Here is a 12,772-nt window from a genome sequence, read left to right as displayed (position 1 = left end):
CGCCGGTCGGCTCGGCGCGCCGGTCGGCTCGGCGCGCCGACGACTCAGCGCCAGTCGTCGGGCGGGACGCTCTCGTCGTAGGGGTCGAACGGCGGCTCGTCGTACGGCGGCACGTCGTCGAGGGGCGGCTCGTCGCGAGGCGGGCGCGCCGGCGCGGGCCGAGCGCGAGCGGGCTCGGCCCGACTGGCGCGCGCCGGAGTCGGCGCGGTGCGAGTCGGCTCGGCCCGGGGCGCCTCGGCACCACTCGACCCGGCCGAGGCCGCCGAAGCCGCCGCCTCAGCCGCGTCTTCGGGCGACGTGCCGCCGACGACGTCGAGCACCTGCTGGCCGTAGGTGTCGAGCTTCTTCTGACCGACGCCGCTGATGGTGGCGAGCTGGTCGAACGAGGTCGGACGGGTGGACGCGATGCCGCGGAGGGTCGCGTCGCCGAAGACCACGTAAGCGGGCACACCCTGAGCCTTCGCGATGCCGGCCCGCCATTGGCGCAGGGTCTCGAAGAGGGGCTGATCGGCGGCGTCGAGATCGGCCGCACCGGCGCCCGCTCGCGAACCCCGCGCGCCCGAGGCCGACCCCGAACGCGATCGAGCCGCACGGGGTGCCCGCTCGGGCTCCTTGCGGAGCCGCACCGGCCTGCCCCCCGAGAGCACCTCGCCCGCCGCATCGGTGATCAGCAGCGTGCCGTAGCCGTCGGGCGACACGGCGAGGATGCCCTGGGCGAGCAGCTGCCGGACGACGCCCCGCCATTCGATCTCGGTGAGCTCGGAGCCGATGCCGAACGTCGCGAGCTGCTCGTGCCGGTTCTGCGTGATGCGCGGGGTCGTCTTGCCGAGCAGGATGTCGATGATCTGACCGGCGCCGAACTGCTGGTCGCGCTCGCGCTTGAGGCGCACGACCGTCGAGAGCAGCTTCTGCGCGGCGACGGTGCCGTCGATCGCCTGGGGCGGCGTCAGACAGGTGTCGCAGTTGTGGCACGGGGTGCTCGTCTGGCCGAAGTAGCCGAGCAGCTGCACGCGCCGGCACTCGACGGTCTCGCAGAGCGCGAGCATGGCGTCGAGGTGGGCGCTGAGCTTGCGCCGGTGGTCGGCGTCGCCCTCCGACTGGTCGATCATGCGGCGCTGCTGCATGACGTCCTGCAGCCCGTAGGCGAGCCAGGCGGTCGACGGCAGGCCGTCGCGACCCGCTCGCCCCGTCTCTTGGTAGTAGCCCTCGACCGACTTCGGCAGATCGAGGTGGGCCACGAAGCGCACGTCGGGCTTGTCGATGCCCATGCCGAACGCGATCGTCGCGACCATGACGATGCCGTCTTCGCGGAGGAACCTCGACTGGTTGCGGGCCCGCACGCCCGCGTCGAGACCCGCGTGGTACGGCAGCGCGGCGATGCCCTGCTTGACCAGGAACTCGGCCGTGCCCTCGACCGACTTGCGCGACAGGCAGTAGACGATGCCGGCGTCGCCGTCGTGCTCGGCGCGGATGAACCGCAGCAGCTGCTGCTGAGGGCCGTCTTTCGACTCGATGCGGTACTGGATGTTGGGCCGGTCGAAGTCGGCGACGAAATGCGCGGCGGCGTCGAGCTCGAGCCGGGCCGAGATCTCGCGGTGCGTCGTCTCGGTGGCCGTCGCCGTCAGGGCGATGCGCGGCACGTCGGGCCAGCGCTGGTGCAGCACCGAGAGCTCGAGGTAGTCGGGGCGGAAGTCGTGGCCCCATTGCGCGACGCAGTGCGCCTCGTCGATGGCGAAGAGCGACAGTCGCGCACGGTCGAGGAGGTCTTTGGTCGAATCGAGCCGCAGCCGCTCGGGTGCCAGGTAGAGCATGTCGAGCTCGCCGGCGACGAAGGCCCGCTCGACCTCGCGCCGCGTGTCGGGGTCTTGGGTCGAGTTCAGGAACTCGGCACGCACGCCGACCGCCTCGAGGGCGTCGACCTGATCTTGCATCAGTGCGATCAGCGGCGAGACGACGATGCCCGTGCCCTCTCGCACGAGAGCGGGCACCTGGTAGCAGAGCGACTTGCCGCCACCGGTCGGCATCAGCACGAGAGCGTCGCCGCCGCCGACCACCTGCTCGATGATCGCCGCCTGCTGCCCCCGGAAGTCGTCGTAGCCGAAGACCCGCTGCAGCACGTCGAGGGGTGCGGCGGAGGCCGGTCGGGCGACGGCGGAGGTGGTGGGAGCGTTGGTCACCAGGCGAGTCTAAGAGGCGCGACCGACAGGCTCGTCGGCCCCGTGCCTCCTGGTGGGAACCACCCCGACGAGACCGTCTGGGGAGGACCGATCGAGCCCCGCCGCGTCGAACGCCCGCACGACGAGCCACACGTACAGCGGCGTCGTGACGACGGTGACCGCGAGGCCCAGCGGGCTGCCGTCGCTCGACGGGGTGCCCGCGAACGGCGCCAGCAGCACGAACAGCACGACGTTGTTGAGCACATGGGCGACGATGGCGGCCTCGAGCCCGCCCGTCCGCCAGGTGAGCCAGGCCGCGGCCACCCCGAAGACGGCGACGTCGGCGAGCCCCCACGGGTTGTACGCGTGTGCGGCGGCGAACGCGATGGTCGGCAGCACGATCGCGACCGCGGGCCAGGCGATCCACGAGCCGAGGGCCTGCATCGCGAACCCGCGGAACGCGTACTCTTCGGCCGTCGCCTGCAGCGGCACCAGCAGCACGATGACCACCAGCGACCAGACGAGCGCCTCAGGCGGGGTCGTCACGGGCCCGAGACCGATCGACGCGCCGGTCAGCAGAGGCACGGCGAACGAGCTCAGCAGCACCGTCAGCCCCATGAACACGGCGGCCGGCACGAGACAGCGGGCCAACCAGCCCCAGCGCAGGCGCCCCGCGACGCTCGAGAGGCGCCCCGGCCCGCCGAGCCCCGCCGCGCGGGTCGCGAGCAGCACCGACGGCAGCATCATGACGATCGACCCGAGCGTCAGCAGCATGACGAGGGGCTCGGAGGCGTCGAGCGGATCGGCCTGCAGCGCCCGGTACACGCGACCCACCGCGTCGGCCCCGGCCACGACCCGCAGCACGGCCGTCGCGGCGAGCACGAAGGCGTTCGAGAGGACGAGATAGAAGACGACCGCCAGCACGGCGGCCAGCACGGGCCGGTACCAGCGGTACGTCGGCAGTGCGCGGAACATGCGGTGGTAGGCGACGGTCACGACTAGAGGGTAAGGGGCGCCCCCGACAGTCCCCCGCGCGACCCGGCGGCCCGCCGTCCGGACGCCGAGACGGCCCGCGTCGACGCCCGCGAGGGACGCACGACACGGGCCGTCGGGCCGGTGAGGGCTGCTAGAACAGGACGATCACGACCGCGAGCCCGCCGGCCGAGCCGTCGAGCGCCGCGTCGCCGCTGTACTCGCTGGTCAGCAGGTGGATGCCGCGGCCGAGCTTGCCGACCTGGACGGTCGCCTTGCCATCGGGGCCGACGGTGGCGGTGCCGACCGTGCGGCCGTTGTCGCGCACGGCGACGGTGCCGGTCGGGGTGACCGCGCCGGTGACCGTGGCCGTGTAGCTCACCGGCGAACGCGAGGTGGTCAGGAGGGCCGAGGCGCCGCCGCGGACCCGCGACGACAGCTTGTCGACCGTGACCGCCGACGAGCTCGCCGAGGCCTCGGTGCTGCCCTCGGCGGTCGCGGTGACCGTGACCGCGATCGAGCGGCCGGCGTCGGCCGCGACGAGGCGGTACCGGTCGCCGGTGGCGCCGGCGATGGGCGCGCCGTCGCGGGTCCACTGGTAGGCGCGGGTCACGCCGTCGACGCTCCACTCGCCTCCGTCTGTGCGGAGCGTGCGGCCGACCACCGCGTCGCCCGTGATGCGGGGCGCCGTGACCGACTCGATCGGGACGGCAGGAGGCGCGGCGATCTCGAGCGGGACGGTCGCGGTCGTGCTCGTGCCCTCGACCGAGATCGTCAGCTGGCGGGTGCCCGCCTCGAGCCCCTCGGGCACGGTCACCTCGAGCGTGGCGCGGCCCTGCTCGTCGGTGCCGGTCACCACGGTGCCGTCGATGGGGGCCGACCCGACCCGCGTGCCGTCGAACGCCGCCGTGACGGTGCCCGTGGTGGGGCCGCCGTTGCTGAACAGCAGCGACGAGAGACCGAGCGACACGGTGTCGCCGGGGGCGAAGCCGCCCTCGGGCGCGGCCGGGACGGTGACGCCGACGGAGCGCTGCGCGAGGTCGGGCGAGACGACGGGGTTCGCCGCGAAGTAGTCGACCTGGCTCTGCAGGTCGACCTTGCCGCTGTCGGCCTTCGCCGAGGCGCCGTTCAGGGCGGTGAAGTTGTCGCCGCCCGAGGCGAGGAACGAGTTGACGGTCACCTTGTAGCTAGCGGTCTCGTCGAGCGGCTGACCCTGGAACAGGATCTGACCGATGCGCGAGCCGGCGGCGGCCGTCGGGTCGTACGTGTAGCTGAGGCCCTTCGAGACGCCGAGCTTGAGGAACGGCCGCGACGAGCCCGCGGGCTGCCACTGCTGCTCGAGCGTGCGACGGATCTGCGCACCGGTCAGCGTCGAGACGACGAGGGTGTTGGCGAAGGGCTGGACGGCGGCGGCCTCCTGGAAGGTCACGCGGCCGTCGGGGTCGATCGTCGCGTCGCCGCTCGAGGCGTACTTGAGGTCGGCGCGGAGACCGCCCGGGTTCATGAACGCGATCTGCGCGCCGTTCTCGACGGTCGCGGCGAGCTGGGCGTCGGCGACGAGGTTGCCGAGGGTGGACTCGCCGCCGCGGTTCTCGCTGCCGTCGAGCTGCTTGGCCCGGAGGACGTCGGCCGTGATCGTGCCGACGGGCTTGCGACCCTCGACGGCGGCCACGGCGACCGCGTCGGAGACGATCTTCGCCACGGCCGGGTCGGGTGTCGCCGACTGGTAGAGGGGCACCAGCGCGCCGGTGACCGACGCCTCGTCGGTGACGGTGTCGTAGGTGACGGTCAGGTGGCTGAGGTTCGCGCCGTAGCTGCCGGTCTGGACGATCGGACGGGGCTTCGTGCCGCCCGTCGGCACGATGTTCTCGAAGTCGTAGGTCGCGTGCGTGTGCGCCGAGAGGATGGCGTCCACCTCGGGCGAGACGTTCTTCGCGATGTCCGCGAAGTCGGAGTCGCCGGTCGCGTCGGCCTCGACGGCGGTCGCGTTGCCCTCGTGCACGAGCAGCACGAGCACGTCGGCCTCGCCGTTGTCGGCGTCGTCGACCCCGTCGGTGAGCTCGGCGGCGGCCAGGTTGACCGAGTCGACGATGTCGCCGAACTCGAGCCCCTCGATGCCGGCGGGGCTGACCAGCTCGGGCATCAGCTCGGTGATGGCGCCGATGAACCCGACCTTCACACCGCCGACCTCCTCGACGTAGTAGGGGTCGTACACGGGCTCGCCGGTCGCGCTGTCGAGGATGTTCGAGCTGACGTACGGGAAGTCGCTGCGCGGCACGACGCGGTCGTCGAAGTCGACGCGACCCTTGTCGAACTCGTGGTTGCCCGGGGTGCTGACGTCGAGCCCCATCGAGTTGAGGGCGTCGAGGGTCGGCTCGTCGTCTTGGATGAACGACGTGAACGTCGAGGCCCCGATGTTGTCGCCCGACGAGACGAAGAGCGTGTTCGGGTTCGCGGCACGGAACTCGTTGACCTTGCCCGCCATGACCGCTGCGCCCGCGGTCGGGCTCGCCTCCTGAGCGAGACGCCCGTGGAAGTCGTTGATGCCGAGGATGTCGATCGTGGTCGTGGCCGCCTGGGCCGGGACGGCGACGAGCGTGCCGAGACCGAGCGCCGCGACGGTGACGCCGACGAGAGCGACTCCGCGGACGCGACGACCGCCTCCCTGGCTTCGGTTCTCTGAGGACGGGGGGCTTGTGCGCATGGGCGTCTGTGCTCCTGGTACGTGGCGGTCGGGGCCGACGACTCCCCTGAACGAGGGTCGACATCGAGAGCCTAGGTTTCGGCTGGGAATCGGGCAAGGATCCGCCGAGGAACGTCACGTGTTGTTCACGCAGGGGCGTCTGGGGAGGGATCGCTAGGCTGAGGCGTCCGCCGATCGAGCCCGGAGGTGCCCGCGTGACCACACCCCGCACCCGCCTCGCCGTGCTCGGTTCGCCCATCGCCCACTCGCTCTCGCCCGTGCTGCACCGGGCCGCCTACGACGCCCTCGGTCTGCCCTACGAGTACGACCGCGTCGAGGTCGCCTCGGGGGCGCTCGGCGGCTTCGTCGCCTCCCTCGATCGGAGCTGGCGCGGCCTCAGTCTCACCATGCCGCTGAAGCGCGAGGTGCTGCCGCTGCTCGACACCGTCTCGCCGCTCGCCCGCCGGCTGGGCGTCGCGAACACGGTCGTCCTCGACGCCGACGGGCGACGGCACGGTCACAACACCGACGTCGACGGCATCGTCCGCTCGGTCGCCCTGCGGCATGACGCCCGGCCGACCTCCGCGGTCGTGCTCGGCGGGGGCGCCACGGCCGCCTCGGCGCTGTCCGCCGCCTGGCGCCTCGGGGTGCGCTCGGTCGCCGTGCTCGTCCGCGACCCCCGTCGCGCCGGCGAGCTCGCGCCGCTCGCGTCCGATCTCGGGGTCGACCTCGAGATCCACCCGCTGACGGCGCTCGCCGGTCTCGGCCCTCTCGACTTCGTCATCAGCACCCTCCCGGGAGGCGCGGCGGACGACCTCCCGCTCGCACCGGTCGACGGGGCCTCCCTGCTGTTCGACGTCGCCTACGAGCCCTGGCCGACCCGCGCCTCCTCCCGCTGGTCCGACGCCGGCGGGCTCGTGCTGAACGGGCTCGACATGCTCGTCGAGCAGGCGATCTCGCAGGTCGCGCTCTTCGCCGACGGCGGCGAGGGCGAGGCGCGGGCCGGGCATGACGGCGGGGGTGCCACGACCGCGGTCGACGAACCGCGCGAGGCGGCGCGGGTGCGTGAGGCGATGCGTCGGGCGGTGGGGTCGCTCTCGGGGTCGACCCGCGCCTCCTCGGCATCGTCGTCGGGCTCCGCCTCGACCTCCGACGACGGAAGGCGCTGACATGATCCCGACCCCTCGCCCCGTGACCCTGCGGTCCGTCGTGCTCGGCGACGGCCGACCCGCCGTCTGCGTGCCGCTCACCGGTCGCACCGAGGAGGCGCTGGTTGCCACGGCCGCCGCACTCCCCCGCGAGGCGTACGACGTCGTCGAGCTGCGCGTCGACTGGCTCACGGCGGTCGACGACATCGCTCAGGCCATGTCGGCGCTCGTCGCCGTCCGGGCGACCCTGCCCGACGACGTGCCGGTGATCGCGACCTTCCGCACGAAGCAGGAGGGCGGCGAGCGCGACATCACCCCCGACGACTACGGCCTGCTGCTCGGCGCCCTGATCGGGACGGGCGCGGCGGACGCCGTCGACGTCGAGATGTTCACGCAGCCCGACGTGCTCGAGTCCGTCGTCGACTCCGCGCACGCGGCGGGGGTGGCGGTCGTCATGTCGTCGCACGACTTCGCCGCGACACCCACGCGCGACGAGATCGTCTCGCGACTGCTGCTGCAGCAGGAGCTCGGCGCCGACGTCGTGAAGCTCGCCGCCATGCCGCGGTCGGCGGACGACGTGCTGACGCTGCTCGCGGCGACCCTCGAGTTCAGGGCGGGGGCGGGGCTGGTGCCGGCCGTGACCATGTCGATGGGGCCGCTCGGCGCGGTGTCGCGCGTGGCGGGCGAGGCCTTCGGCTCGTGTCTGACCTTCGGCACGGTGGGCGAGTCGAGCGCGCCGGGGCAGCTGGACGCCGCCGGGCTGCGTGCGACGCTCGAGCTGCTGCACCGCGGGTAGCGGCGGGGCGCGGGCACTGCGCCAGGATGCGGACACGACGCCAGGTTTTTTGCTGGCGTCAAATCCATCTTCTGGCGTCGTGGGTGAGCGGCCGTCGGGTGCGGGCCTCCGAGGGAGCCGACCGCGGCCCCACCACCGGGAAACGAGCGACGGTCGTCGCTCAACGAGGGCCGTCGGGTCGGGCTCGCCTCGGAGTGAGACGACAGTAGCGCGAGGGAGGGCACCCGGTCGAGCCGCCGGGCGGGGCGGCACCGGGCGGCGAACGGGGCGACAGGGGCCCGCAGGCGGGGCGACACCGGCCGGCGGGCGGGCACCCCCAGTCGGGGGCGAGCGGAACACGGCGGCCGTCTCGTGCGTAGCGTGGGCCTCAGACAGCATCCGGTCGATCGGGACGAGCCCGTTCGGCACTCGCAGGATGCGTGACGAAGGAGAACCCATGAGCATCGGCGGCGGAATCGCCTTGATCGTGATCGGCGCGATCCTCGCGTTCGCACTCGACCTGCAGGTGGCCGGTATCGACATCCAGCTGGTCGGCTACATCCTGATCGCCGCGGGGGTCGTCATCACCCTCCTCGGCATCGTGTTCCTGACTCGTCGGCGCCAGGTCACCTCGACCTCGCGCTCGGCGGTCGACCCCGTGACCGGTGAGCGCGTCACGCGTCGCTCCACCGAGGACGGCGGCGGCCCGGTCGTCTGACCGGCACCCGCCCACACCCCCGACGGCCCCGTGCCCTGCCTGACCGGCAGGGTGCGGGGCCGTCCGGCCGTCCGGCGTCCGCCCGTCGGCCGTCGTGGCCAGCGTCCGTCACCGACCGGTCACCACCAGAAGGGCGCCTGCGGCACGTAGCGCTCCTCGAGGCGGCGGACGTCGTCGTCGCTGAGCTCGACCTCGAGGGCGGCGACCGCGTCGGCGAGGTGGTGCGGCTTGGTCGCCCCGACGATCGGGGCCGAGACCACGGGGTTGCGGAGCACCCAGGCGACCGCGATCTGCGCCATCGGCACCTCGTGCTCGGCCGCGATCTGCTCGACGGCATCGATGATCGGGCCGTCGGCGTCGGTGTCGAACGCCTTGGCGACCTCGTCGACGGCCGAGCGGCCGGTGGTCACGTCGCGGGGGCGCGTGAGCCGCCCCTTGCCCTGCGGCGAATACGGCACGAGCCCGACGCCGAGGTCGGCACAGAGCGGGATCATCTCGCGCTCCTCCTCCCGTTTGAGGAGGTTGTACTGATCCTGCATCGACGCGAAGGGCGTCCACCCGTTCACGACGGCCGCGGTCTGCATCTTGGCGAACTGCCACGCGTACATGCTCGACGCGCCCGTGTAGCGGACCTTCCCGGCCCGGACGAGTTCGTGGAGCGCCTCCATCGTCTCCTCGACCGGGGTCTCGTCGTCGTAGCGGTGCACCTGGTAGAGGTCGATGTGGTCGGTGCCGAGGCGTGAGAGCGACGCGTCGACCTGCTCGAGGATGGCCTTGCGCGAGAGGCCCGACCCGCCCGGCCCGTCGTGCATCCGGCCGCTGACCTTCGTCGCGAGCACGATGTCCTTGCGGCGCGAGTACTCGCGGATGGCGCGGCCGACGTACTCCTCGCCGGTGCCCTGCTGGTACACGTTGGCGGTGTCCCAGAAGGTGACGCCGAGCTCGACGGCCTGGCGGAAGAGGGGCGCGGAGGCCTCCTCGTCGAGGGTCCAGGTGTGCAGGCCCCGCGTCGGATCGCCGTAGCTCATGCAGCCGAGGCCGATGCGGCTGATCCGCAGGCCGGTCGTCCCGAGTCGTCCGTACCTCATCGTGAGCTGTCCTCTCGTCGTGCGTCGTCTCGCGTGCGATGCCCGTCGGTGGGGCCCGCTGGATCTCGAGACTGCGGATCGACCGGGCCGGCGCCCCAGCTGGCGAGGAGAAGGAGGCGCTCCTCGGTCGGCGTGCCCGGCTCGGCGCTGTAGATGAGGAAGTTCAGCCCCGGCTCGCCCATCGGCTCCATGGCCGCGTAGACGAGGTCGAGATCGCCGACGACGGGATGCCGGAACGATTTGCTCCCCGAGGCGTGATGCCGCACCTCGTGCGCGCCCCACCGGGTGCGGAACTCGTCGCAGCGGGTCGACAGCTCGCCGACGAGGTCGTGCAGGGCCCTGTCATGAGGGTCGCGGCCGGCCTCGGTACGGAGGATCGCGACGTTGATGTCGGCGGCGATCGACCACGACGGGTAGAAGGCCTCGGCCAGCTCGCGGTGCAGGAACACGAAGCGGGCGAGGTTGACGGGACGGTCGGAGAGGGCGTAGAGGTCGGAGTAGAGCGCCCGGAAGAGAGCGTTCTCGCCCAGCACGTCCATCCGTCCGTTCCGGACGAACGCGGGCCCCGAGGCCACGGAGTCGAGGGCCAGCTGCAGGGCGCGCGAGACGCCGTCGGGACGCGCACGCGACCTCGACCGAGCCCGGACGGGCGACTCGTTCGCAGCGCGCGCGAAGTCGGCCAGGTGCGATCGCTCGGCCTCGTCGAGCAGCAGCGTGCCGCCGATCGCCTCGAGCACAGCCTCGGACGCTCCCCCGAGGTCGCCGCGTTCGAGGCGCGAGTAGTACTCGACGCTGACGCCGGCGAGCATGGCCACCTCGGCCCGCCGCAGACCGGGCACGCGCCGCCCCGGACCACCGGGCAGCTCGACCTGCGCAGGGGTCACGCGGGCCCGCCTCGTGGTCAGGAAGTCGCGTACCTCGCTCCTGTTGTCCATGGGATCGACCGTACGACACGGAGAGCGCGCTCAGGGGTGTTCCGCTGGAGCACCCCTGATCCGGGATCTCCTGCCGGCGCGGACGGCGAGCACTTCAGTATCGTGCGCATCGAGCGTGATGGACAAGCGGGCCGCCCGAAGCGGAGGAGAACCGTTCTGCCTGGTCACAGAACTGCCCCACCCGGCACTTCACTACTGAGAGCGGAAGTGAGGACGACCGATGAGACGACGATCGACACCGGGCGAGACCGAGAACGATCTGGTGGCTCGTGCGCGCGGCGGGGACATCGATGCGTTCGAGGCGCTGACCCGTCTGCACGTCAGGAGCGTGCTCCGATACGCAGCCTCGGTGGTGACCGATCGCGGCAGTGTCGAGGACGTCGCCCAGGAGGTCCTGCTCGTGGCGTGGCGCCGTCGAGCGGATCTCGACCCGGAACGTTCTCTGCTGCCGTGGCTGCTCGTGACGACGCGCCACATCGCAGTCGCGACCAACCGTCGGGCCGTCCGACAGGAGGCCGGCGATCTCGACACGGTGGACCACCTCCACCAATGGGAACGCGGTCGAGACCGACGCGCGGCAGCGGAGGAGCTCGCATATCTGCAGGAGGCCCTCGACGGTCTCCCACCGGACGACCGCGAGCTCGTCCGTCTCTGCTTCATCGAAGGACTCTCCTACGACGAAGCCTCGGCCGCGCTCGGCCTGACGCCACCGGCGACACGCAAACGCATCCAGCGCATCCGCGGCCGGCTGCGCTCCTTCCGCACAGCCACCACCGGCACGCAGTACGAGAACTGAGAGCAGGGCGAACATGACGAACACGAACTGGTCCGACACCGACCTCGATGCCGCCGCAGGTCGGATCGAGCACGCCCTCTCACGGAAGCTACGAGGTCGGAGGCGACTCCACCGCGGGGCGATGGCCGCGGGCGTCGCGGTGCTCGGAGTGACGGGAGTCGCGGCCGCATCGGCGCTGCTCCCTCCGCAGACCAAAGGCGAAGTCGACGGGGCCGCACCGTACATCTCGGCCGTGTCGTCGTGCCTCGACACCGCAGGTTGGAACGTGTGGCTGGCCCCGTCCGACGGTCTCGACCCCACCGCGGACAGCATCCACTTCTCCGTGAACGGCTACCAGCAGCTCCGCTTCGCAGACGACATCGACCGATGCCGCGCCGACGTCGCTCGGGCGAACAGCGTCGACGTGATGGACGTCATCGGACTCCGATAGCCCCGCGGAGCCCTGGTCCGACCGCACCGGCGGCCGATGGCTCAGTGGCACGCATCGGTCGGCTGGGGTGAGCCGGCATCACCGCCTTGATGTACCTTGCACCGCAAGGTACCTTGTGACGCATGCCAGTGGACATCGGTGCGCAACTGCGGAAGGGCGTCGTCGAGTACTGCATCCTCGGGCTCCTGGATCGCGAGCCGATGTACGGCTGGCAGCTCTCCGAGCAGCTCGTCCAAGCGGGCCTGGCCGCCAGCATAGGCACGCTGTACCCCCTCCTCGGCCGCCTCCGGACGCAGGGCCTCGTCACGGCGTTCGATCAGCCGTCGGCGACGGGACCAGTCCGGAAGTACTACCGCCTCACTCCGCTGGGGCGCAGTCAGCTGACTGCGTTCCGCCTCCAGTGGGGCTCCTTCACCGCCTCGGTGCATCGACTCATCGGAGAGGACACTCATGACTGACACCAGGCCCGAGATCACCACGGCCTACCTGGCGCAGCTCGACACCGAACTCGCTCAGCTCCCCCCGCAACTGCACCACGACATCCTCGCGGGGATCAGGGAGGAGCTCGAGGGTCTCGACACCGTGGCCGCCGCCGCTCGCATCCATCAGCTCGGCGACCCTGCGTTCATCGCCGCCGAGGCCCGCAGCGAGGTCCAGGTCGACGCCCCGGGCGTCGCTGCGGATCCGCCGGTTCCCGGCCGGACCTTCTCGATCGTCGCAGTCGTCGTCCTCATCGCCGGCTCGCTGCTCGTGCCCGTCGTGGGCGCTCTGGCGGGGCTCGTCTTCGTCAGCCAGTCCAGAGCCTGGACCCGCCGAGAGAAGACCGCAGCCTGGCTCGCACCCGTGGGCGTCGCCCTCCTCGCGCTGGCGGCCGTGGCGCTGATGGCCTCGGCCGACCTCGGCGGCGCCCACGTCGTCGTCCTGGTCGGCTACCTCGTCTTCCCCCTCGAGGGCATCGCGCTGGCCGTTCGAGCCCGGTCGCGAGGCTGGCGCCCCTGACCCTGCGGGCGGTACCTGACCACGCGGCGATCGGCTCCCGAAGGACTCCGCCCTGCGGATCGATCACGAGGA

General features: G+C 72.0%; 12 protein-coding genes. 7 read left to right on the top strand and 5 right to left on the bottom strand.

The window, feature by feature from the left end:
• Positions 1 to 44: 44 nt before the first annotated feature.
• The 3 genes from recQ to SOM11_RS13555 form a co-directional block, all read right to left on the bottom strand.
• Positions 45 to 2,177 carry a DNA helicase RecQ gene (recQ, locus tag SOM11_RS13565; RefSeq protein ID WP_320478357.1) on the bottom strand — a complete coding sequence of 711 codons (2,133 nt, stop codon included), beginning with the start codon at positions 2,175 to 2,177 and terminating at the stop codon, positions 45 to 47.
• Between the two features lie 9 nt (positions 2,178 to 2,186).
• Positions 2,187 to 3,152: a type II CAAX prenyl endopeptidase Rce1 family protein gene (locus SOM11_RS13560; RefSeq protein ID WP_320478356.1), complete on the bottom strand. Its 966-nt coding sequence runs from the start codon at positions 3,150 to 3,152 to the stop codon at positions 2,187 to 2,189.
• 130 nt (positions 3,153 to 3,282) lie between these two features.
• On the bottom strand, positions 3,283 to 5,832 hold the full coding sequence (locus SOM11_RS13555; protein WP_320478355.1) for a 5'-nucleotidase C-terminal domain-containing protein: 2,550 nt from the start codon (positions 5,830 to 5,832) through the stop codon (positions 3,283 to 3,285).
• Positions 5,833 to 6,026: 194 nt separating this feature from the next.
• Between SOM11_RS13555 and SOM11_RS13550 the strand changes: the two genes are divergently transcribed.
• From SOM11_RS13550 to SOM11_RS13540, 3 genes are all read left to right on the top strand, one after another.
• Positions 6,027 to 6,980, top strand: a complete 954-nt coding sequence (locus SOM11_RS13550; protein WP_320478354.1) for a shikimate dehydrogenase — start codon at positions 6,027 to 6,029, stop codon at positions 6,978 to 6,980.
• A gap of 1 nt (position 6,981) precedes the next feature.
• Positions 6,982 to 7,755 (top strand): type I 3-dehydroquinate dehydratase, encoded by a 774-nt coding sequence (aroD, locus tag SOM11_RS13545; protein WP_320478353.1) that lies wholly within the window; start codon positions 6,982 to 6,984, stop codon positions 7,753 to 7,755.
• A 436-nt stretch (positions 7,756 to 8,191) separates the two neighbouring features.
• Positions 8,192 to 8,452, top strand: coding sequence for a DUF6458 family protein (locus SOM11_RS13540; RefSeq protein WP_192060804.1), 261 nt, complete (start codon positions 8,192 to 8,194; stop codon positions 8,450 to 8,452).
• Positions 8,453 to 8,571: 119 nt separating this feature from the next.
• Here the strand turns inward: SOM11_RS13540 and SOM11_RS13535 are convergent, their stop codons facing one another.
• Positions 8,572 to 9,540 (bottom strand): aldo/keto reductase, encoded by a 969-nt coding sequence (locus SOM11_RS13535; RefSeq protein WP_320478352.1) that lies wholly within the window; start codon positions 9,538 to 9,540, stop codon positions 8,572 to 8,574.
• Positions 9,537 to 10,475: a helix-turn-helix transcriptional regulator gene (locus tag SOM11_RS13530; RefSeq protein WP_320478351.1), complete on the bottom strand. Its 939-nt coding sequence runs from the start codon at positions 10,473 to 10,475 to the stop codon at positions 9,537 to 9,539. The genes SOM11_RS13535 and SOM11_RS13530 overlap by 4 nt, the downstream gene beginning before the upstream one ends.
• A gap of 220 nt (positions 10,476 to 10,695) precedes the next feature.
• Here SOM11_RS13530 and SOM11_RS13525 point away from each other — a divergent pair, with 220 nt between their 5' ends.
• The 4 genes from SOM11_RS13525 to SOM11_RS13510 all read left to right on the top strand — a co-directional run bounded on the left by SOM11_RS13525 (position 10,696) and on the right by SOM11_RS13510 (position 12,700).
• Positions 10,696 to 11,271 carry an RNA polymerase sigma factor gene (locus tag SOM11_RS13525; RefSeq protein ID WP_192060807.1) on the top strand — a complete coding sequence of 192 codons (576 nt, stop codon included), beginning with the start codon at positions 10,696 to 10,698 and terminating at the stop codon, positions 11,269 to 11,271.
• A 13-nt stretch (positions 11,272 to 11,284) separates the two neighbouring features.
• Positions 11,285 to 11,701: a hypothetical protein gene (locus tag SOM11_RS13520; protein WP_192060808.1), complete on the top strand. Its 417-nt coding sequence runs from the start codon at positions 11,285 to 11,287 to the stop codon at positions 11,699 to 11,701.
• Positions 11,702 to 11,823: 122 nt separating this feature from the next.
• Positions 11,824 to 12,159 carry a PadR family transcriptional regulator gene (locus SOM11_RS13515; protein WP_320478350.1) on the top strand — a complete coding sequence of 112 codons (336 nt, stop codon included), beginning with the start codon at positions 11,824 to 11,826 and terminating at the stop codon, positions 12,157 to 12,159.
• Entirely contained in the window at positions 12,152 to 12,700 is a 549-nt protein-coding gene (locus SOM11_RS13510; protein WP_192060809.1) for an HAAS signaling domain-containing protein, read from the top strand. Before SOM11_RS13515 ends, SOM11_RS13510 begins: the two co-directional genes overlap by 8 nt.
• The last annotated feature ends 72 nt before the right edge of the window (positions 12,701 to 12,772 follow it).

The organism is Frigoribacterium sp. CFBP9029, from assembly GCF_034045305.1.
Taxonomy (GTDB): domain Bacteria; phylum Actinomycetota; class Actinomycetes; order Actinomycetales; family Microbacteriaceae; genus Frigoribacterium.
Note: the sequence above shows the minus strand (reverse complement) of the source record. Positions and strands in the feature narration are given on the sequence as shown.

What these genes read in the sequence shown, in the direction of transcription:
- SOM11_RS13555 (WP_320478355.1), bottom strand. Translation starts at nt 5,832, where the DNA reads ATGCGCACAAGCCCCCCGTCCTCAGAGAACCGAAGCCAGGGAGGCGGT.
- aroD (WP_320478353.1), top strand. Translation starts at nt 6,982, where the DNA reads ATGATCCCGACCCCTCGCCCCGTGACCCTGCGGTCCGTCGTGCTCGGC.
- SOM11_RS13540 (WP_192060804.1), top strand. Translation starts at nt 8,192, where the DNA reads ATGAGCATCGGCGGCGGAATCGCCTTGATCGTGATCGGCGCGATCCTC.
- SOM11_RS13535 (WP_320478352.1), bottom strand. Translation starts at nt 9,540, where the DNA reads ATGAGGTACGGACGACTCGGGACGACCGGCCTGCGGATCAGCCGCATC.
- SOM11_RS13530 (WP_320478351.1), bottom strand. Translation starts at nt 10,475, where the DNA reads ATGGACAACAGGAGCGAGGTACGCGACTTCCTGACCACGAGGCGGGCC.
- SOM11_RS13525 (WP_192060807.1), top strand. Translation starts at nt 10,696, where the DNA reads ATGAGACGACGATCGACACCGGGCGAGACCGAGAACGATCTGGTGGCT.
- SOM11_RS13520 (WP_192060808.1), top strand. Translation starts at nt 11,285, where the DNA reads ATGACGAACACGAACTGGTCCGACACCGACCTCGATGCCGCCGCAGGT.
- SOM11_RS13515 (WP_320478350.1), top strand. Translation starts at nt 11,824, where the DNA reads ATGCCAGTGGACATCGGTGCGCAACTGCGGAAGGGCGTCGTCGAGTAC.
- SOM11_RS13510 (WP_192060809.1), top strand. Translation starts at nt 12,152, where the DNA reads ATGACTGACACCAGGCCCGAGATCACCACGGCCTACCTGGCGCAGCTC.